General features: G+C 47.3%; 21 protein-coding genes and 4 tRNA genes. 21 read left to right on the top strand and 4 right to left on the bottom strand.

The window, feature by feature from the left end:
- Nucleotide 1 precedes the first annotated feature (1 nt).
- Nucleotides 2-1009 carry a Holliday junction branch migration DNA helicase RuvB gene (gene ruvB, locus OA57_RS01825; protein WP_034612716.1) on the top strand — a complete coding sequence of 336 codons (1008 nt, stop codon included), beginning with the start codon at nt 2-4 and terminating at the stop codon, nt 1007-1009.
- 19 nt (nt 1010-1028) lie between these two features.
- Here ruvB and OA57_RS01830 read toward each other — a convergent pair whose 3' ends face one another.
- Nucleotides 1029-1343: a DUF5339 domain-containing protein gene (locus OA57_RS01830; RefSeq protein ID WP_034612719.1), complete on the bottom strand. Its 315-nt coding sequence runs from the start codon at nt 1341-1343 to the stop codon at nt 1029-1031.
- A 517-nt stretch (nt 1344-1860) separates the two neighbouring features.
- Here OA57_RS01830 and OA57_RS01835 point away from each other — a divergent pair.
- The 15 genes from OA57_RS01835 to OA57_RS01900 all read left to right on the top strand — a co-directional run bounded on the left by OA57_RS01835 (nt 1861) and on the right by OA57_RS01900 (nt 12223).
- Nucleotides 1861-3411, top strand: coding sequence for a cytochrome ubiquinol oxidase subunit I (locus tag OA57_RS01835; protein ID WP_034612722.1), 1551 nt, complete (start codon nt 1861-1863; stop codon nt 3409-3411).
- Nucleotides 3412-3424: 13 nt separating this feature from the next.
- A complete protein-coding gene (gene cydB, locus OA57_RS01840) occupies nt 3425-4561 on the top strand; it encodes a cytochrome d ubiquinol oxidase subunit II (RefSeq protein ID WP_034612725.1) in 1137 nt (378 codons plus the stop codon).
- A gap of 24 nt (nt 4562-4585) precedes the next feature.
- Nucleotides 4586-4684: a CydX/CbdX family cytochrome bd oxidase small subunit gene (locus OA57_RS12325; protein ID WP_084589846.1), complete on the top strand. Its 99-nt coding sequence runs from the start codon at nt 4586-4588 to the stop codon at nt 4682-4684.
- A 2-nt stretch (nt 4685-4686) separates the two neighbouring features.
- Nucleotides 4687-4974 carry a cyd operon protein YbgE gene (gene ybgE / locus OA57_RS01845; RefSeq protein WP_034612728.1) on the top strand — a complete coding sequence of 96 codons (288 nt, stop codon included), beginning with the start codon at nt 4687-4689 and terminating at the stop codon, nt 4972-4974.
- Between the two features lie 239 nt (nt 4975-5213).
- Nucleotides 5214-5609 carry a tol-pal system-associated acyl-CoA thioesterase gene (gene ybgC, locus OA57_RS01850; protein ID WP_034612731.1) on the top strand — a complete coding sequence of 132 codons (396 nt, stop codon included), beginning with the start codon at nt 5214-5216 and terminating at the stop codon, nt 5607-5609.
- 31 nt (nt 5610-5640) lie between these two features.
- Nucleotides 5641-6330, top strand: a complete 690-nt coding sequence (gene tolQ / locus OA57_RS01855) for a protein TolQ (RefSeq protein ID WP_034612734.1) — start codon at nt 5641-5643, stop codon at nt 6328-6330.
- 37 nt (nt 6331-6367) lie between these two features.
- Nucleotides 6368-6790, top strand: a complete 423-nt coding sequence (gene tolR, locus OA57_RS01860) for a colicin uptake protein TolR (RefSeq protein ID WP_034612736.1) — start codon at nt 6368-6370, stop codon at nt 6788-6790.
- A gap of 20 nt (nt 6791-6810) precedes the next feature.
- Nucleotides 6811-7962, top strand: coding sequence for a cell envelope integrity protein TolA (gene tolA / locus OA57_RS01865; RefSeq protein WP_034613526.1), 1152 nt, complete (start codon nt 6811-6813; stop codon nt 7960-7962).
- Between the two features lie 42 nt (nt 7963-8004).
- Nucleotides 8005-9312 (top strand): Tol-Pal system beta propeller repeat protein TolB, encoded by a 1308-nt coding sequence (gene tolB, locus OA57_RS01870; protein WP_034612738.1) that lies wholly within the window; start codon nt 8005-8007, stop codon nt 9310-9312.
- Between the two features lie 13 nt (nt 9313-9325).
- Nucleotides 9326-9781: a peptidoglycan-associated lipoprotein Pal gene (gene pal, locus OA57_RS01875; protein ID WP_034612739.1), complete on the top strand. Its 456-nt coding sequence runs from the start codon at nt 9326-9328 to the stop codon at nt 9779-9781.
- Nucleotides 9782-9989: 208 nt separating this feature from the next.
- Nucleotides 9990-10065: transfer RNA gene (locus tag OA57_RS01880), tRNA-Lys, on the top strand.
- 27 nt (nt 10066-10092) lie between these two features.
- Nucleotides 10093-10168 (top strand) — tRNA-Lys (locus tag OA57_RS01885).
- A gap of 32 nt (nt 10169-10200) precedes the next feature.
- Nucleotides 10201-10276, top strand: a tRNA-Lys gene (locus OA57_RS01890).
- A gap of 36 nt (nt 10277-10312) precedes the next feature.
- Nucleotides 10313-10388: transfer RNA gene (locus OA57_RS01895), tRNA-Lys, on the top strand.
- A gap of 176 nt (nt 10389-10564) precedes the next feature.
- A complete protein-coding gene (locus OA57_RS01900; protein ID WP_034612741.1) occupies nt 10565-12223 on the top strand; it encodes a SulP family inorganic anion transporter in 1659 nt (552 codons plus the stop codon).
- 45 nt (nt 12224-12268) lie between these two features.
- Here the strand turns inward: OA57_RS01900 and OA57_RS01905 are convergent, their stop codons facing one another.
- The 3 genes from OA57_RS01905 to cysT are packed head-to-tail and all read right to left on the bottom strand — an operon-like array spanning nt 12269 to nt 15088.
- Nucleotides 12269-13339: a sulfate/molybdate ABC transporter ATP-binding protein gene (locus tag OA57_RS01905; RefSeq protein ID WP_034612742.1), complete on the bottom strand. Its 1071-nt coding sequence runs from the start codon at nt 13337-13339 to the stop codon at nt 12269-12271.
- Between the two features lie 21 nt (nt 13340-13360).
- On the bottom strand, nt 13361-14233 hold the full coding sequence (gene cysW, locus OA57_RS01910) for a sulfate ABC transporter permease subunit CysW (protein ID WP_034612745.1): 873 nt from the start codon (nt 14231-14233) through the stop codon (nt 13361-13363).
- Between the two features lie 21 nt (nt 14234-14254).
- Nucleotides 14255-15088, bottom strand: coding sequence for a sulfate ABC transporter permease subunit CysT (cysT, locus tag OA57_RS01915; protein WP_034612748.1), 834 nt, complete (start codon nt 15086-15088; stop codon nt 14255-14257).
- A gap of 270 nt (nt 15089-15358) precedes the next feature.
- Between cysT and OA57_RS01920 the strand changes: the two genes are divergently transcribed.
- The 5 genes from OA57_RS01920 to OA57_RS01940 all read left to right on the top strand — a co-directional run bounded on the left by OA57_RS01920 (nt 15359) and on the right by OA57_RS01940 (nt 20941).
- The gene (locus tag OA57_RS01920) at nt 15359-16360 is read left to right on the top strand and encodes a sulfate ABC transporter substrate-binding protein (protein WP_052122329.1); all 1002 of its coding nucleotides are present in this window, start codon (nt 15359-15361) and stop codon (nt 16358-16360) included.
- Nucleotides 16361-16374: 14 nt separating this feature from the next.
- Nucleotides 16375-17826, top strand: a complete 1452-nt coding sequence (gene cysG, locus OA57_RS01925; protein WP_034612749.1) for a siroheme synthase CysG — start codon at nt 16375-16377, stop codon at nt 17824-17826.
- A gap of 14 nt (nt 17827-17840) precedes the next feature.
- Nucleotides 17841-18569 carry a phosphoadenylyl-sulfate reductase gene (locus OA57_RS01930; RefSeq protein ID WP_034612750.1) on the top strand — a complete coding sequence of 243 codons (729 nt, stop codon included), beginning with the start codon at nt 17841-17843 and terminating at the stop codon, nt 18567-18569.
- A gap of 28 nt (nt 18570-18597) precedes the next feature.
- Entirely contained in the window at nt 18598-19530 is a 933-nt protein-coding gene (gene cysD / locus OA57_RS01935) for a sulfate adenylyltransferase subunit CysD (protein ID WP_034612753.1), read from the top strand.
- 103 nt (nt 19531-19633) lie between these two features.
- Nucleotides 19634-20941, top strand: a complete 1308-nt coding sequence (locus OA57_RS01940) for a sulfate adenylyltransferase subunit 1 (RefSeq protein WP_407637066.1) — start codon at nt 19634-19636, stop codon at nt 20939-20941.
- Nucleotides 20942-20959: the final 18 nt, after the last annotated feature.

Here is a 20959-nt window from a genome sequence, read left to right on the forward strand (position 1 = left end):
CATGATCGAAGCCGATCGTATTATCAGCGCTGTAGAAATCGGGGAAGAGGATATCCTTGATCGTGCGATTCGCCCTAAACTGTTGAAAGATTATGTCGGGCAGGAAGCGGTACGTGAGCAGATGGATATTTTTATTCAGGCGGCGAAGCTGCGCAAAGATGCCTTGGATCACTTGCTGATCTTCGGCCCGCCGGGATTGGGGAAAACGACGCTGGCTAATATCATCGCCAATGAAATGGGGGTGAACATCCGTACCACCTCAGGGCCGGTATTGGAAAAAGCCGGTGATCTGGCGGCAATGTTGACCAATCTGGAGGCGTATGATGTATTGTTTATCGATGAAATCCATCGTCTTTCTCCAGCGATTGAGGAAGTGCTGTATCCGGCAATGGAAGATTATCAATTGGATATTATGATCGGTGAAGGGCCGGCGGCACGTTCGATTAAGCTTGATCTTCCGCCTTTTACGCTGGTCGGCGCAACAACCAGAGCAGGCTCGTTAACATCACCCTTGCGTGACCGTTTCGGGATCGTACAGCGGCTGGAATTTTATTCGGTAGCGGATTTAACCTTGATTGTTACGCGCAGTGCCAATTGCCTGAATTTGCGAATTGAGGACGGGGCGGCATTGGAAATTGCCCGCCGTTCGCGCGGTACGCCACGGATTGCCAATCGCCTGTTACGTCGGGTGCGCGATTATGCCGATGTCAAAAACCACGGTTTTATCAGTATTGAGAGTGCGCAAGCCGCGTTAAAAATGTTGGATATTGACGGTAAGGGATTTGATTATATGGATCGTAAGCTGTTAAGTGCGGTCATCGAACGTTTTGACGGCGGGCCGGTTGGTTTGGACAGTTTGGCGGCAGCGATCGGTGAGGAGCGTGAAACAATCGAGGATGTGTTGGAACCGTATTTGATTCAGCAGGGGTATTTACAGCGGACACCGCGCGGACGTATTGCTACATCAAAAACTTATCTGCATCTCGGTATGGATACAGATAAGTTTTAATCAGGAAAAGGAAGGGCTATTAAGGCTGGAGTTGTTGCTTCTTGATGTTATTCAATGCGATTAAACCTTTATCACAGCTTTTGATTTGTACCTCGCGTTCCAGTGCTAAAATTTGCTTCTTGCTTTGGGAAAGTTTACTTTTAATATTGACAAATTGCGTATGGGTGCCGGGTTGCTTTTCTGCTTCTTTAATTAATTGTTCCGTTTCGCTAAAGAGTTGATTGCATTGGTGCGGCATAGTGCCCGTTTCCGGTGTTAGTTTTGTTTGCGCGGCGGCTGCTCCGGTGCTGAACAGTAATGCCAAACCGGTAGCGACAACGATGTTTTTTAACATTTCCTTTCCTTTTCCTTGTTGTTAAAAAATGATGAAAATACGATATTTTGCCTATGATTTTTATCGCCTTGAACGAGAATATTTCTTAAATATAAAAAACCTTCCACAACATAGCAAAAGAATATAAAAATGTCTATAAATTCGACATGAAAATTTATTTAAATTTATTTAATACCCTACTTTATTAATAGGATATGCGTACAAAAAATAGCAATATTTTCAATAAATTGATTTGTATCAAAAAATGAATTTCAGTAGAATATCGTGTTTTTTGAGCTACCTCCCAAAATGTGAATGAAATATTAAATTTTCTGTTTTTAATGCTTGAATTACAGAGTATTATAAGCAGGAATAAATCGGCTGTTGCTGAAGATTTATCTAAATGTGCCGCTTTGGTCGTTTAGATAAATGGTCGGGACGGTCGATTTGGGCGGCACCGACGATTTGTTCGGTGTCATGGGGTGATTACGGACGTAATCAATGTCAGAGGAACTTGTAGCATATACAAGGAGTTGAGATGTTAGATATTGTTGAACTCTCGAGATTGCAGTTTGCATTAACTGCTCTGTATCACTTTTTGTTTGTACCGCTTACATTGGGGCTTTCCTTTATTCTGGTAATAATGGAAACGCTGTATGTGGTGACAGGCAAAGAAGTGTATAAAGATATGACCAAATTCTGGGGTAAATTATTTGGTATTAACTTTGCTTTAGGGGTGACTACCGGGATTACCATGGAATTCCAGTTCGGTACCAACTGGTCTTACTATTCACATTATGTCGGCGATATCTTCGGTGCGCCTTTGGCAATTGAAGCATTGTTGGCTTTCTTTATGGAGTCGACTTTCGTGGGCTTGTTCTTCTTTGGTTGGGACAGGCTGTCCAAAGGAAAACATTTGATGGCGACTTATTTGGTGGCGTTCGGCTCCAATTTGTCTGCAATGTGGATTTTGGTGGCGAACGGGTGGATGCAAAATCCTATCGGTTCGGAATTTAACTTTGAAACCATGCGGATGGAAATGACCAGCTTCATGGATTTGTGGTTGAATCCGGTAGCACAGAGCAAATTCTTGCATACATTGTCTGCGGGTTATGTCTGCGGTGCGATTTTTGTGCTTTCCATCAGTTCGTACTATTTGCTGAAAGGGCGTGATATCGGCTTTGCCAAACGTTCTTTCTCGGTGGCATCGTCTTTCGGAATTATTGCCATTATTGCCGTATTGTTGATGGGTGACGAATCCGGTTATGAAATCGGGCAGGCGCAGCCGGTCAAATTGGCGGCAATGGAAGGGGAGTGGCACACATCTCCGGCTCCGGCAGATTGGAATATGGTTATTATTCCGAACGAAGCCGAAATGAAAAATGATTTTGCAATTCAGATTCCTTATGCGGCAGGGATTATCGCTACCCGCTCTTTGAGCAAAGAAATTACCGGGTTGAAAGAATTGCGCGAAATTAATGTACAGCGCGTCCGTAACGGTGTGGTTGCCTATGATTTGCTGCAAAAACTGCGCAGTGGGAATGCAACCGATGCTGAAAAGGATCTGTTCAAAGTTTATCAGAAAGACTTGGGATTCGGCTTGCTGTTGAAACCGTATACCGATAATGTGATTGATGCGACCGAAGAACAAATTCAGCAAGCGGCAAGCGATACTATCCCGAAAGTCGGTCCGACGTTCTGGTCGTTCCGGGTGATGATGCTGGCGGGCGGTTTGATGCTGTTATTATTGATCGGTGCCTTCGCTCAAACCGCACGCAAAACCATCGGTACGCGTCCACTGTTGCTTAAAGCATTGTTATGCGGCTTGCCGTTGCCGTGGATTGCAATTGAGAGCGGTTGGTTCTTGGCTGAATACGGTCGTCAACCATGGGCTATTTATGAAATGTTGCCGGTCGGTGTGGCAAATTCAGCACTGACAACCGGTGATCTGTGGTTCTCAATCGGTTTAATTTGTGCGTTATACACAGTTTTCCTGATTGCAGAAATGTATCTGATGTTCAAATACGGACGTTTGGGCCCAAGCTCATTGAAAACCGGCCGTTATTATTTTGAACAAACAGCGAAATAAGTAGGAGCCTAATATGATTGACTACGAAATTCTACGCTTTATTTGGTGGCTGCTTGTTGGGGTTTTACTTCTCGGCTTCGCAGTGACAGATGGCTTTGATATGGGGGTTTTGACCTTGTTGCCTTTTGCGGGTAAAAAAGAGGTTGAAAAACGCATTATGATCAACTCGATTGCACCGCACTGGGACGGCAATCAGGTTTGGTTGTTGACTGCCGGCGGTGCAATGTTCGCTGCATGGCCGATTGTTTACGCAACGTCTTTTTCCGGCTTTTATATTGCCATGATTCTGGTTTTAGCGGCGTTGTTTTTCCGCCCGGTCGGATTGGAATATCGCGCTAAAATCGATAATCCTAAATGGCGTACCGCTTGGGATTGGGGCTTGTTCATCAGTGGTTTCGCGCCTTCGTTGGTATTCGGCGTTGCGTTCGGTAATCTGCTGCAAGGCGTTCCGTTTGAATTCAATGATATTTTGCAGGTGAAATACACCGGTTCGTTCTTTGAATTGCTGAATCCGTTTGCATTGCTGTGCGGCTTAGTCAGCTTGTCGATGTTGGTAACCCAAGGTGCAGCTTGGTTACAAATGAAAACAACGGCGGAATTGCGTGACCGTGCCCGAGTGATCACTCAGGTCGGCGCATTTGCAACCGTGATCACCTTTGTATTAGCGGGTGTTTGGCTATTGTTCAAAGACGGTTATGTCGTGACCAGTGTGATTGATAAAAACGGTCCTTCAACGCCATTGGGTAAAGAAGTGATACTGGAAACAGGCGCTTGGTTTAATAACTTCAGAGAAATGCCGATTTTATGGGTACTGCCGCTTCTGGCAGTCGGCGGCGGCTTATTGAACATTGTGTTCTCTAAAGCCAACCGTTCAGGCTTTGCATTTCTATTTTCGTCATTGACCATGGCCGGTGTGATTTTTACTTTCGGGGTTTCCATGTTCCCGTTCATCATGCCGTCAATCACTAATCCTAACACCAGTTTGCTGATGTGGGATTCGACGTCAAGCCATTTGACATTGATGATCATGTTCGTGTTGTCATTGATTTTCGTGGTAATTTTGCTGGCTTACACCATCTGGGCATATGCGAAAATGTTCGGACGTCTTGACAGCGGCTTTATCGAAGAAAATAAAAACTCACTGTACTAACAACACCGGAAAAGAGGAATTATTATGTTTTATGTAGCTTGGATTTTAGGTGTGTTATTAGCGGTTTTCTTTGCAGCTATTATTACGATCAGTATTGAGAAAACCGGCAAATTTGATGAGTAAATATGATTGAACGACTCTATCAATTATTCAACAAGGGCTCTTATCGAGCCCTTTCATTTGTGCTTGCCGTGGCATTGATGTTTTCCATTTTCTTTAATGCAAAGAAATTTGCATTGGAACTTGGCGGTCCTTCACCGTTATTTACCTTATTTTTGATCTGGGGAACGTCGGTTTTGTGGATTCACGGTATTGGCTTCACTATTCAGAAAAATCGTTGGAAAGGTTTTTTTAACCCGTTAATCGGTTATCTGGCGGCGTTAGCCGGATTCGGTTACATTTATTTCAGTTGAAATTTTTGGATTTTTTATCAAAGTGCGGTCTGTTTGATTGGAGCAGACCGCACTTTGCCTGTCAGCCGTTTGTTATCTAAATATCATTTTCTTGCTTGAGAATAGAGAACGAAATGATATTTTTTACCTTGGTAACTGTTTTAGCGTAAAAATATTCCTGCCGATTCCGATTGCTATCACTAGACAAGTATCGAACAATTCTTGATAATAGCAACTTTGAAAATCATGAGGATGAAGCGATGCAGCAGATACCCGTCAGAATTTATTATGAAGATACTGATGCCGGTGGAGTGGTTTATCATGCGCGTTATCTGCATTTTTTTGAACGGGCGAGAACGGAATATTTGCGACATTCGGGGTTTGAACAACAGCAGTTGTTACAGCAATTCCAATTGGCTTTTGTCGTTCGCAGTATGCAGATTGACTATCGTATCGCCGCTAAACTGGATGATTATTTGACGGTTAAGACGGAAATCAGGCAAATCAAAAAAGCAAGTATCGTCTTTGAACAGAAATTATTTAAGCAGGATGAATTATTGTCAAATGCAACTGTCTTAGTTGCATCGGTTAATTTATCCAAGATGAAGCCGGCGCCGATCCCTGACATAATCAGAACGGCACTGGTAGGAAAGTAATTATTTTAAAATGGACTAATCGGGGTTATCGATGTCGACTGAGTTAAATTTTTTGGCGCTTTTTTTAGATGCGAGTATTATCGTACAGATTGTTATCGCTATCTTAATCCTTTTTTCAATCATTTCATGGGCGATTATTATTCAGCGTAGTGCAATTTTACGTCAGGCGTTAAAATCGTCGGCGAGTTTTGAAGATCGTTTTTGGTCGGGCGAAGATTTGAATAAACTGTATGAAGGCATGGATAACCGCCGCGACGCCTTAAACGGCAGCGAACAAATTTTCTATGTCGGATTTAAAGAGTTTTTACGCTTACAGCAAACCGCTTCCAGCACTCCGGAGTCAATTATTCAAGGTACCAGCCGGGCAATGAACCTGACTTTAAATCGTGAAATCGAAGAAGTTGAAAACCGAATTCCGTTTTTGGCGACGGTCGCCTCAATCAGCCCGTATATCGGACTTTTCGGTACGGTATGGGGAATCATGCATGCCTTTATGGCGTTGAGTAATGTTAAACAGGCCACATTGCAGATGGTTGCGCCCGGGATTGCTGAAGCGTTGATTGCCACGGCAATCGGTTTGTTTGCAGCGATTCCGGCCGTTATGGCATATAATCGCTTGAGTTTGCGTGTCGGTAAGCTGGAACAGAACTATACTAATTTTATTGACGAATTTACCACTATTTTACACCGTCAGGCTTTTGCCAAGAAAAATACTGACTGATTTCCGGACAGCATAGCATAAAGTATAAGAGGATATTATGTCGTATAGACGCAAACGCCGTGATATGAAATCAGAGATCAATATTGTGCCGTTTTTGGACGTATTATTGGTATTATTACTGATTTTTATGGCAACGGCGCCAATCATCAGCCAGAGTGTACAGGTTGAACTGCCTGATTCCGTCGACAGTCAATCGGTTTCCAATGAGGATAAAACCCCGGTTATTCTCGAAGTATCGAGTATCGGGTTATATACTTTGGTGATCGGCGGTGAGCGCCATGAAGAGCTGACCACCGACATGGTGACGGAGATGGCGAAACAGGAGTTTGATAAAGATAACAATACGCTGTTTTTGGTCGGAGGAGCAAAAGAAGCGCCTTATGAAGAGGTGATTAAGGCATTGAATCTGCTTCATCTTGCCGGCATCAAGTCTGTCGGTTTAATGACCAATCCTTTATAATGACCATTACGGGACAAGCAGTGAAGACAGAGAAAAATCAGAAATTAAATCGTGCGGTTTTGATTTCCACCGTCCTGCACGGATTACTGTTTGGAGTCTTGATAATCGGTTCCTTATGGTATAAGTATATGCCGGCTGCCGGGGGCGGTGAGGGGGAAGGCGATGTGATGGGTGCCGTGATGGTTGATACCGGAGCGGCTGCTCAAGAGTGGGGGCGAATTCAACAACAGCAGAAAGGCGATATTGAAAAAGCGAAGCAGCAAGAATTGGAACAACTTGCCCAACAACGCCAACAAGAACTTGAACGACAGCGTCAGCAACAAGAGAAACAACAGATCGAACAGCAAGAAGCACAGAAGCAAGAGCGACAAAAAGCTGAACAGCAGCGACGGGAAGCGCAGGCAAAGCAAGAGGAGATTGCAAGACAGCAGCGAATCGCCAAAGAAGCCGAAGCAAAACGTATTGCCGAGCAGGCAAAGTTAAAAGCGGATGCCGAGGCCAAGCGCTTGGAAGCTGCGGCAAAAATAAAAGCCGAACAGGAAGCTCAAGCAGCTGCTGCGAAAGCGGCAGCTGAAGCAAAAGCCGCTGCGCAAGCTAAGGCAAAAGCAGACGCCGAAACAAAAGCCAAAGCTGATGCAGAAGCCAAAGAAAAGGCTGCACAGGCTAAAGCTGCTGCACAAGCGAAAGCGGATGCCAAAGCAAAGGCCGATGCGGCAGCAAAAGCAAAAGCTGCGGCAGAGGCAAAAGCTAAAGCGGCAGAAAAGGCGGCGCAACAAGCGGCATTGGATGATTTTATGAATAGCGGAACGATTGGCGGTGGTTCCGCTGCACGCGGCGGCAATCAAAATCGTGGCGGTACTACCGGCAGCGGTGCGGGAACCGTCAGTGGTGCGGATGGTGCCAGGGCCGGTGATGAATATGCCGGCGTGATTAAGCGTACGATTCAACGGCGTTTTATTCGTGATGCGAGTTTTGCAGGCAAAACCTGCAGCGTCAGAATTTCATTGGCAAGAGACGGCACTATTTTGAATTATCAAAAAATTTCCGGACCTGATGATATTTGTAACTCTGCATTAAGAGCGGTAGCCAATACTAAAAAAGTACCGGCGGCAGCGTCCGATGCGGTTTACGGCAGATATAAAAATCCAATTATTGATTTTGATTTAAAATAAAAATCAATACTGGTGGTAGTATTCTTAACATAGGGGATTTAAATGAAATATATTACTCGGATAACGGCAATATTAGTATTTATGTTACTGTTTGTCAGTAATACGATACGGGCTGAGGAAGTACGTATCATCATTGATGAAGGGATAGATAGTGCGCAACCGATCGCAGTGGTGCCGTTCAAATGGAATGGACCGGGTGCTGCGCCGGCGGATATTGCAGATATTATTTCTGCCGATTTGAGACATAGTGGTAAATTCAACCCTATTCCGGTCAGCAGAATGCCGCAAACCCCGTCTTCCGTAGCGGAAGTGAATCCGGAAGCGTGGGCTGCATTGGGATTGACCGAAATTATCGTCGGACAAATTACGCCGACCGGTTCGGGTTATAATATCGCCTATCAACTGGTGGATACCATCGGAGGTTCCGGGGCGGCCGGCTCGGTCTTACTGCAAAACAGCTATACGATTCCGAATAATAGCCAACTGCGTTATGGCGCACATACCGTAAGCGATGAAGTATTTGAAAAACTGACCGCTATTCGCGGCGCTTTCAGAACCCGTATCGCTTATGTTGTACAGCGCAATGGCGGCAGTAATCCTTACGAGTTACGCGTTTCCGATTATGACGGACATAATCAATTTGTCGTCAACCGCAGTTCACAGCCGATCATGTCGCCAAGTTGGTCTGCCGACGGGAAAAAGCTGGCTTATGTTAGTTTTGAAAACCGCAAATCACAATTGGTCGTACAGGATCTAGGTTCGGGTTCACGTAAAGTGGTAGCCTCTGCACCGAGACATAATGGGGCACCGGCATTTTCACCGGACGGGACGCGCTTGGCGTTTGCTTCTTCGCGTGACGGACAGTTGAATATTTATGTACATAATCTGGCAAGCGGGCAAGTGACCCAATTGACCAGCGGTGCGGGCAATAATACGGAGCCGAGCTGGTCGCCTGACGGTCAGTCTATCGTATTTACTTCTGATCGTGGCGGCAGTCCGCAGGTCTATATGATGAGTGCTTATGGCGGCGGCGCAAGCTATGTCGGTGCCGGCGGCAGAAGTTATAGCGGTCAGATTACTTCTGACGGCAAAAGTCTAATCATGATTTCTGCTGACCATATCGTCAAAAAAGATTTGGCGAGCGGCAGTGTGGAGGTGTTGGGCTCAACTTTTCTTGATGAAAGTCCGAGTGTATCACCCAACGGAATTATGATTATTTATAGCTCTACCCAAGGGCTGGGGAAAGTGTTACAATTGGTGTCCGCTGACGGACGCTTCAAAGCTAGGTTACCAGGTGCGGACGGGCAAATTAAGTTCCCAGCTTGGTCTCCGTTTCTTACTAAAAACTAAGGAGTAATTAAAAATGAAAAAACTTGCAAAAGTTCTGATGGTTGCTGCACCTGCATTCGTATTGGCTGCATGTAGCAGTTCTTCTGACGATTCTGCTGCTCAAGGTCAATTATACGGTAACTATACGGCTGAAGATTTACAACAGCGTTATAACACTGTGTACTTCGGTTTTGATCAATACAATATCGAAGGTCAATACCAACAATTGCTGGATGCCCATTCACTATACTTGACAGCCACTCCGGCAAGCAAAGTGTTGGTTGAAGGTAATACCGATGAGCGTGGTACTCCTGAGTACAACATCGCATTGGGTCAACGTCGTGCAGACGCCGTGGTTAACTACCTGACAGGTAAAGGGGTTTCCGGTTCTCAATTGTCAACCGTTTCTTACGGTGAAGAAAAACCGGCTGTTTTGGGACACACCGAAGCGGATTACGCGAAAAACCGTCGTGCTGTATTGGCGTACTAATTCGTAGCGTAGCTTAAAAGCAGTAGAAACAACCCCGATCTAGATCGGGGTTGTTTTGTTTTGGCTATTTGTCAGAGCGTTCAGATTATCACCATAATGGCGAGTCGCCGGGTTATATTGTAGATAATTCAGGCAAGCGGAAAAAAATTTAAAATTTTTGATTGATAACTTCCGCAAAATGAGTATTATAGTGCCTCGTTACAAACGAGGGTCGTTAGCTCAGTCGGTAGAGCAGCGGACTTTTAATCCGTTGGTCGAAGGTTCGAATCCTTCACGACCCACCACTTAAATTTGTAACAGCCGCTTATTGTGGGTCGTTAGCTCAGTCGGTAGAGCAGCGGACTTTTAATCCGTTGGTCGAAGGTTCGAATCCTTCACGACCCACCACTTAAGTTAAAATCCCTATTTTGCATAGGCGAGGGTCGTTAGCTCAGTCGGTAGAGCAGCGGACTTTTAATCCGTTGGTCGAAGGTTCGAATCCTTCACGACCCACCACTTAAGTCAAAAAATCCCCCTATTTTTTATAGGCGAGGGTCGTTAGCTCAGTCGGTAGAGCAGCGGACTTTTAATCCGTTGGTCGAAGGTTCGAATCCTTCACGACCCACCACTTCATAGCAAATTCCCTGATTATATTTTTAACCTTTTTTAAACTATTGATATTCTTTGTATTAACAGATTTTTATAGAACTGTGATTTTACTGGCAAATTTTTTATCGGATTAATGCCCACTGTTTTTAATCGTCATATAATACACGCCTATGTCGTTATTAAAGGTCACTTCAGATGTTCGCGGTTACAGAAGCATTCAAGAGCGGTTTATTTACGCGCAGTCATTGGTTAAATAATATTATTGCCGGCATTATTGTCGGTATTGTTGCTTTGCCCCTGGGAATGGCGTTTGCGATTGCTTCCGGCGCTAAACCGGAACAGGGGATTTATACCTCGATTATTGCCGGGTTTTGTACTGCGGTATTCGGCGGCAGCCGTTTGCAAATTAGTGGTCCGACCGGGGCGTTTATTGTGGTGTTGTCCGGTATTACGGCGCAATACGGCATTGAAGGGCTTCAAGTCGCCACCTTGATGGCCGGTGTGATTTTACTGGCATTCGGTTTAACCCGAATGGGGGCGATCATCAAGTATATTCCGTCGCCGGTGATTGTCGGTTTCACGGCAGGAATCGCCGTGATTATCTGGGTGGGGCAGTGGCAGGATTTTTTCGGTTTGCCGAATGTCAACGGTGATCATTTCCATTTAAAACTGTTTCATCTGCTGCAAGCATTTCCGCAGTTTCATTTTACGACCGCACTTTTAGCGGTTTTTGCCCTGCTTCTGGTTTTGTACAGTTCTAAAATACCTGGTTTTAAACGCATTCCCGGCCCTTTGATTGCCTTATTGGTTATCAGCCTTATTCAGTTTGTTTTTCAGTTTGACGGTGTGAAAACCATCGGCAGCGCATTTGGCGGTATTCCGCAGGGATTGCCCGAATTTAAAATACCGAGTTTGAGTTGGACAAATATGATTGAACTGATCGGACCGGCGTTTACGATCGCCATGCTCGGCGCGATTGAATCCTTGTTGTCGGCGGTGGTGGCGGACGGAATGGCCGGAACACGGCACAATTCCAACCAAGAATTGGTCGGACAGGGGATAGCCAATATTGCCGCACCGCTCTTTGGCGGCTTTGCGGCGACCGGGGCGATCGCCCGCACAGCAACCAATATCCGTAATGGCGCCACAAGTCCGTTGTCAGGAATTATCCATTCCGTAACGCTGGTTGTGATTTTATTGGTGCTTGCGCCGCTGGCGGTACACATTCCGTTGGCGGTGTTATCCGCAATTTTATTTGTCGTGGCATGGAACATGAGTGAAGCGAAACGCTTTCTGAAAATGATCAAACGGGCGCCGAAAAGCGATGTGGCGATTTTGTTGATCACGTTCGGATTGACTGTATTCGCCGATCTAGTGGTGGCGGTGAATATCGGGGTGATTTTGGCGACCTTGCTGTTTTTACGGCGAATGGCAGGCAGTGTGGAAGTCAAACGGCTTTCGCAGGCGGATTTATTGGCGAGAATCGGCATAGAGACGCTGCCGGAAGAGTTGTTGGTGTTTACGGTGGACGGCCCGTTTTTCTTTGGGGCGGTAGAAAATTTTAATCGCGCATTGGGAGACAGCCAGACCTATCCGAAATATCTGATTATTCGCTTGAAATGGGTTCCATTTATCGATATGACCGGCATTCAAAGTCTGGAAAATGTGATCGACAATTTGCAAAATCAGGGGGTGACGGTGATGTTGTCCGGTGCGAACCATAATGTCACGCAGAAGCTGCGCCGTGGCGGCATTATTCAGCTGGTCGGCGAGCATAATACCTTTAAGTTGTTTGATGATGCGTTGCGCACGGCACAAAGCGAATTGAAACAGATCGAAGATAATCAGGCTTAACAACGCAAGTGCGGTTTGACCGCACTTGCATTTTTGCGAGGATATTTACAAATTCATATTCTGAAACAAATTTAAATTATCAGGAATCAGATAAACCGCTTCGCCGATATGGTAATTTTCCCGCCGGAACTGATCTTTGGTCAGAATCACTTCGATCGGTTGCCGGCTTTGACCGCTCTGTAATTCTACCCGCGTCAGAAAACCGATATTGTAGATATGCGTAATCTCGCCTTTTGCCAGTGCGTTCCGGCTTTGGCGGGACAGCGTCAATTCATAAGGGCGCACATAGGCGGTGGCTGAACCGTTAGCATGATTCGGCTTGCCGTTGGCTTTGATTTGGTGGACAAATTCGCCGACAATTAATTGATCCTGATCCAGATGACCGTGAAAAATGTTGTTATCGCCGACAAATTCGGTCACAAATTCGGTTTGCGGCGCATAATAAATATTGGACGGGAAATCCACTTGTTCCACCTGCCCCTGATTCATGACTACCACGCGATCCGACACTTCCAGCGCTTCTTCCTGATCGTGGGTGACGAATACCGTCGTGATATTCAGCTCATGCTGTAAAGTGCGTAACCAACGGCGCAGACTTTTCCGCACTTGGGCGTCTAATGCCCCGAAAGGTTCATCCAACAGTAAGACTTCCGGTTTAACCGCTAAAGCGCGCGCCAGTGCAATCCGTTGGCGTTGTCCGCCGGAAAGCTGATCGGGATACGAGGCGGCAAGATGCGCCAGTTTAACCAACTCCAACAAGCTGAATACCCGTTCCCGAATGGCTTCTTTTGTGGGCCGCTCGCGCTTTGAGCGCACTTGCAGTCCGAAAGCCACATTATCAAAAATCGTCATATGGCGAAACAGCGCATAATGCTGGAAGACAAAGCCGACTTTGCGCCGAGCGGCGGTCAGTTGTGTGACATCACGTCCGGCAAACAGAATATGACCGGAGTCGGCAAAATCCAGTCCCGCGATAATTCGCAATAATGTGGTTTTGCCGCAGCCGCTTGGCCCCAAAAGTGCGGTCAGTTCACCTTGTTTCAATTCCAGATTAATATTTTTCAGGGCAGTAAAACTACCGAAATGTTTATTTAAATTTTTAATGACGACAGACATAACAACCTCGTTAAATCATAATCAGGCGGTTTCGTCGAGCACAATATAATCGCTCAACGGTTTGGTTTTATGGTGCTTGATTTTTTGCAGATAGCCGACCAGATTCTGTAATAACAGCGTTAAAATGGCGATCAGTGCCAACAGGCTGGCGCAAGCAAACGCCGCGGTGAACTGATATTCGTTATAAAGAATTTCAACGTGCAGCGGAATCGTATTGGTCAGATTGCGGATATGTCCCGACACCACACTGACTGCGCCGAATTCCCCCATCGCACGCGCATTGGCAAGGATTGCACCGTAGAGCAGCGGCCATTTTATTTTCGGTAAGGTGATTCTGAAAAAAATATGCCAAACGGAAGCGCCCAAGGTTAATGCCGCCTGTTCTTCGCTGTTGCCGAGGGCTGTCATATTGGGCAGCAGCGATTTTACCACCAATGGAAAGGTGACGAACAGGGTAGCTAAAACAATGCCGGGCAGGGCGAAGATAACCTGAATATTATTCGTATCCAGCCATGAGCCGAATAGCCCGTTGATGCCAAATAACAAAACAAACATTAAGCCGGCAACGACCGGTGACACGGATAAAGGCAGATCAATCAGCGTTGCCAGCAACTGTTTTCCTTTAAAATCAAAATGTGCCAACAGCCATGCCATTATCACACCGAAGACAATATTGATCGGCAGGGTAATCACTGCCACGATTAAGGTTAATCGGATTGCGTGCAGTGCTTCGGTTTGCGAGAGCGATTCAACAAATACCGCCCAGCCCGCCGCCAGCGCTTGGTAAAAAATGGCCGATAGCGGCACAATCAACAGTAAAACCAGAAATGCCAGACTAATGCCGATTAAAAGCAAGCGTAACCAACGGGCTTCTTGATATTGTTCATTTATCATACTGAGTACTCCGCTTGAGTTTTATTTGTTACTGTCATGACGGTTTAAATACCACTGCCACAGATTAATCAGCAGCAATACCAGAAATGAAATCAGCAGCATCAGAAAGGCGACCGCAGATGCCCCCTGCATATCATAAATATCCAGTTTTGCCATAATAATCAGCGGGGCGATTTCCGATACCATCGGGATATTGCCGGCGATAAAAATGACCGACCCGTACTCGCCCAGCGAACGTGCCAGCCCCATGCCGGCGCCGCTGATCATGGCAGGGTAGAGTGCCGGCAGAATGATGCGCCGCAGGATGGTGAAACGGCTTGCGCCCAGTGTGGTGGCCGCCTCTTCCAGCGAACTGTCCAAATCGTTCAACACCGGCTGAACGGCGCGCACGATAAACGGAAAACTGACGAAAACCAATGCAATCGCAATACCGAACGGGGTAAATGCAACCTGAATATCAAAACGGGCAAACCATTGTCCGAACAGGCCGTTGGGCGCATACAAGCTGGCAAGCACAATGCCGGCGACGGCGGTCGGCAAGGCGAAAGGCAGATCAATCAAGGCATTGAGGAGTGATTTTCCGCTGAAGTCGTAGCGCACGAGAACCCAGGCGGTAAGCGTGCCGAAAACAAGATTCACTAAGGTGGCGATAAATGCCATTTTAAAAGAGAGAAGAATGGCGGCGACAACCCGTTGATTGGTGATGATCTGCCAAAAGTCACCCCATTCCAATTGAAGGGTGGTAATCAATAACATGGCAAACGGCAGCAGCACCATACCGCCAATCCAAAACAGGCTTAATCCAAAACTGGTTTTGAAACCCGGCAAAACCGCGCTTGAATTTAAGATCTTCATTTTATTACACCTATAACACAAAGAATTTGATTCAGGCTGTCACTATGGCGGAGGACAAGATGAGAAGCAAAGAACATAAAGTTCTCATTTATTGCCAAACGGAATAAACCGAATCGAAAGTGCGGTTTAGCGGTTTTTATAGTCTTAAAGCAACTAATTTATAACTTTTTATTATTTTCAGGCATAAAAAAATTATTTTATAACTATCAACCATAGCGAATGCGGGCTTATTGTCGGCGAATTTGGACTGGAAAGTGCGGTGGGGGCGGAATGAAGATTCAAACGAGATGGCGGCTGTTGCTGCCGATATTCTCAGCCGTTGTAAGCGGCAACGCACAAGCGGACAGTTCGCTGTTGGTCGTCTCTTATGATGTCATTCGTGATTACTATAAGCATTACAATTCGTGGTATATCGATGCTTATCAACAGCAACACCGACAAACGCTGACTATCGCACAGTCTTTCGGCGGCGCCAGTAAACAGGCGATTGCGGTGCGCAACGGGCTGCCTGCCGATGTGGTGACCTTAAATCAGCAAAATGACGTGGATTTATTGGCGGAAAGCGGATTGGTCGCAAAAAACTGGCAGCAGCAATATCCGAACCAAGCGAGCCCGTTCAGCACCGTGACCGTGTTTCTGGTACGTAAAGGCAACCCGAAACGGATTCGAGATTGGGACGATTTGGCGCGTGAGGACGTCGGTGTGATTTTTGCCAATCCCAAAACATCCGGTAATGGGCGTTATGCCTACCTCTCCGCTTTGGGTTATGCCCGGCGACACTATGTCGATCAAGCGCAAATTGACGGATTTATGCGGCGGCTGTTGAAGAATATTCCGGTATTTGATGCCGGCGCCAGAGCGGCCAGTATTACGTTCACGCAAAGAATGGTGGGCGATGTGCTGGTTACGCCGGAAAACGAAGCGGGTTTGGCCGCACATGCGCTGGGCAGCGATCAGTTTGAAGTGGTGTATCCGAGTTACAGCGCCCGTGCCGATGTCTTTGTGGCGGAGGTCGGCCGCAACACGGCAAAACATCAAAACAGCCGAACCGCACAGGATTTTATCGCCTCGTTGTGGCAAGCGCCGGCGCAGCGGATTGCGGCGGAGAATTATTTTCGACCGAGCGATCCGCAAATTTTGGCGGAGTATAGTGTGCGCTTTCCTGACGTCGAAACCTTTCATGTCAATCGGCTTTTCGGTGATTGGCAAACGATTAACCAACAGCATTTTGTTGACGGCGGCTTGTTCGATCAACTCTATTTAAGCGAATAACAAGGTAACAAAAAATGGACTATTTACCGATTTTTGTCGATTTGAAACAGCGTCCGGTGCTGGTGGTCGGCGGCGGCCATGTTGCATTGCGCAAGATTGAGGCTTTGCTGAAAGTTGGCGCACAAGTGCGTGTGGTGGCTGAAAAGTTACATGATGTACTGCAACAATTACAGCAACAAAAACAAATCGACTGGATCGGACAACGCTTTACGACCGAACAATTGCAATCGGTTTATCTGGTGATTGCCGCAACGAATGACAGCGTTTTGAACCGTCAAATATTTTTAGCCGCCGAGGCTAAGCAGAGACTGGTGAATGTTGTCGATGATCAAGCGCATTGCAGCTATATTTTTCCGTCGATTATTGATCGTAGTCCGGTGCAAATCGCCATTTCCAGCGGCGGTACGGCGCCGGTGTTGGTTCGCTTGTTGCGTGAAAAACTGGAAGCGCTGCTGCCGCAGAATTTAGGCATGATGGCAAAAATTTCAGGACATTGGCGCGAAAGAGTCAAAGTGCGGTTTACGCACTTGACCCAACGTCGCCGCTTTTGGGAAAAATTGTTTACCAATCAAGAATTTCAGCGCACAACAGAAAATCAACAGCCTGAACAGGCGGCGTTGGTTTTAGCACAACAGCTCAATGAAGAGAGCCCGATTCAGGGCGAAGTCGCACTGGTCGGCGCAGGTCCGGGGGATGCCGGCTTATTGACGTTAAAAGGGCTGCAAACCATTCAACAGGCAGATGTGGTGCTGTATGACGCACTGGTTTCCGAACAGGTGCTGGAGTTGGTACGGCGTGATGCGGATAAAGTGTTTGTCGGCAAGCGAGCCGGTAAACACAGCGTAGCGCAAACTGAAACCAATCAATTGCTGGTGCATTATGCCAATCAGGGCAAACGGGTGGTGCGGTTGAAAGGCGGCGATCCGTTTGTATTCGGGCGTGGCGGCGAGGAGTTAGAAGTGCTGAAAGCCGCCGGTATTCCGTTTACGGTGGTGCCGGGCATTACCGCCGCACTAGGTGCAACCGCTTATGCCGGCATTCCGTTAACACACCGTGATCATGCGCAAACGGCAATGTTTATCACCGGTCACTGTCAAGCAGACGGCAAACCTCTGCAATGGCAAACATTGGCGCAGGGCAACCAAACACTGGTGGTATATATGGGCACGATCAATGCGGCGGAATTAAGCCGACAGCTGCAATTGCACGGGCGCCGTGCGGATACGCCGGTGGCGGTGATCAGCCACGGTACGCTGCCGCAACAGCAAGTGCGGTCAGGCAAATTGAGCGAATTGGCAATATTGGCGGAAAGCGCTGAAAAACCGGCGTTGATTGTGATCGGCGAGGTAGTGGCGCTGCAACCGCACTTGAATTGGTTCGGCGCACAGGCGATTCAATTTGTTTCCACACAAGATACGTTATGGCAAATGCAATCGTATTCAACGCCGTTACAGCAGGTGGCGTAAGGAGCAATAAGCAAATGTTTAAACCGAATTTATGGCAAATCCCGACAATTGAACGTGCGGTACAGGCGGATTTGGCAAAGCGAACCGCCATTCTGCAACAACGCCTTGAACAGATTGCCGGGCGGCATCAGGCTGTGAAATTTGCCAGCAGTCTGGCGGTGGAAGATATGGTGATCACCGACATGATTGTCAAAAGTGCGGTCAAGATCGCAGTGTTTACACTCGAAACAGGGCGTTTGAATGCCGAAACGTTGGCGCTGATGGATCAAATTGAAGCGGCATATCCGACACTGAATTTACAGCGCTATTTTCCTCAAGCGCAGGCGGTGGCGCAATATGTCGGGCAATCCGGCAAAGATGCGTTTTACGATAGTGTCGAATTACGCAAGCAGTGCTGTTTTATCCGCAAAGTCGAACCGCTCAACCGCGCATTACGGGGAGCGGATGGCTGGCTGAGCGGACAGCGGCGCGAGCAGTCGGTTACCCGTACAGAATTGCCGTTTTCTGAGCGTGATCAGGCGCGCAACATCGCCAAATACAACCCGATTTTCGACTGGTCGGAGCAAGACGTTTGGGCATATATTTTGACGCATAACGTGCCCTTCAATGAATTGTATCATCAAGGCTATCCGAGTATCGGCTGTGAACCTTGCACCCGCCCGGTTAAGCAAACGGAAGACATTCGTGCCGGACGTTGGTGGTGGGAGAACAAAGACAGCAAAGAGTGCGGCTTGCATAAATAAACGTGAACGTAAAATAAGGAATCAAGAGATGACACAAATCGTAGCGCAACAGTTACAAGACAGCCATCTGGATTGGCTGGAGGCGGAGTCGATTCACATTATCCGTGAGGTTGTCGCCGAATGTGAAAAACCGGCGTTACTCTTTTCCGGCGGGAAAGATTCGGTGGTGTTGCTGGCATTGGCGCGCAAGGCTTTTCAGCTGGAAGGACGCGGACTGATGCTGCCGTTTCCGTTGGTGCATATCGATACCGGACACAACTATCCCGAGGTGATCGCCTTTCGGGATCAGCAGGTGGCGAAATTGAATGCCCGTCTAGTGGTCGGGCATGTGGAGGATTCGATTAAAAAAGGTACGGTGGTGCTGCGTAAAGAGACCGATTCTCGCAATGCCGCACAAGCGGTCACATTACTGGAAACCATTGAAGAACATGGTTTCAGCGCTTTGATGGGCGGCGCGCGGCGCGATGAAGAGAAAGCACGCGCCAAAGAGCGGATCTTCTCGTTCCGTGATGAATTCGGACAATGGGATCCGAAAGCACAGCGACCGGAATTGTGGTCGTTGTATAACGCCAAACTGCACAAAGGCGAAAATATGCGGGTGTTCCCGATTTCCAACTGGACGGAACTGGATATTTGGCAATATATCGCCCGTGAAAAGCTGGAATTACCGTCAATTTATTACGCCCATCAACGGGAAGTCGTGCGTAAAAAAGGGTTATTAGTGCCGGTCACCTCGATTACGCCGAAAGCCGCCAATGAGACCAGTGAAGTGCTTTCCGTGCGTTTTCGCACCGTCGGCGACATCAGTTGCACATGTCCGGTCGCCAGCACCGCCGCAACCGCACTTGACATTATTAAAGAAACCGCCGTAGTCGAAATTTCCGAACGCAGCGCAACACGTTTAGACGATCAGGTGAGTGAAGCGGCTATGGAACAGCGTAAAAAACAGGGCTATTTCTAACACAATTCACTGTGCCGCGCTTCGGTTTTTAATCCGTCGGCGCCGCAACAGTGGATTAGGCGAATAAAAATAATGATCAAAATAAATTTTGCAGGAGTCGACTATGATTGACCAAATTTCTTCTATCAAAACTCAAGCCCCGCTGCGTTTTATCACCGCCGGCAGTGTTGATGACGGCAAAAGCACCCTGATCGGGCGCTTGCTGTATGACAGCAAAGCGCTGTTAAGCGATCAACTGCTGAGCTTGGATAAATCAAAAAACAGTGCGGAAGTGATTGATTTTTCCATTCTGACCGACGGGCTGGAAGCCGAGCGTGAACAGGGCATTACCATTGATGTGGCATATCGCTATTTTTCCACCGCCAAACGCAAGTTTATCATCGCCGACACGCCGGGGCATGAACAATATACCCGCAATATGGTCACCGGTGCGTCCACCGCCAATGCGGCGGTTGTCCTGATTGACGCTTCACAGCTGGATTTTGCCCGGCAACCGTTACAGTTACTGCCGCAAACTAAACGCCATTCTGCGATTTTAAAACAGCTGAATTGTCCGCATATTTTAGTTGCGGTAAATAAGATGGATTTGCTGGATTTCGATCAACAAAAATTTGATGCAATTTGCACGGCCTACCGCACGTTGGCGCAGCAGTTAGGTTTACGGCAGGATCTCCGCTTTGTACCGGTTTCCGCCTTACAGGGCGACAACATCGTTCATAAAAGTGATAACACGCCATGGTATCAAGGCGAGGCGCTGTTAGGGATTTTGGAAGTGTTACCGGGTTATGAAAACGTCTCGCTGGAACGGGCGACCTTTCATTTTCCGGTGCAATTGGTGAGCCGTTTGGACAGTGATAAACAAGACGATTTCCGCGGTTATCAAGGGCGGATTGAAGCCGGCAGTGTGCAAGTGGGCGACGAAGTGCGGATCGAACCGACAGGGCGCCACAGTACGATCCGTGAAATTTTTAGTCCGAGCGGCAGGGTGCAGCATGCGATCGCAGGCGATCAAGTGACGATTTGTCTGGCGGACGATATTGATATTTCACGCGGCGACACGTTGTTAGCGGCGGATTCCGTTACCTCGGCCAGTAAAAAGCTGACGGCGACACTGTGCTGGTTTGATCAGCGTCCGCTGAATCCGGCACGAAAATACCTGTTGAAGCATACAACGCAAACCGTATTCGCTAAAGTCAGCCGTGTGAATCATGTTTTGGACGTGCATACGCTGACCAATGTTACGCAATCCGACACCCTGAATATGAATGATTTGGGCGAGGTCGGGATAACGCTGCAAAAGCCGATTTGCTGCACCACCTATCAGGAAAATATCGCCACCGGCTCGTTTATTCTGATTGATGAAGCCACTTACCATACCGTGGCGGCCGGTATGATTCTGAATTTTGAATAAATGGATTTCAATAGATTT

The organism is Chelonobacter oris, from assembly GCF_000772535.1.
Lineage (GTDB): Bacteria > Pseudomonadota > Gammaproteobacteria > Enterobacterales > Pasteurellaceae > Chelonobacter > Chelonobacter oris.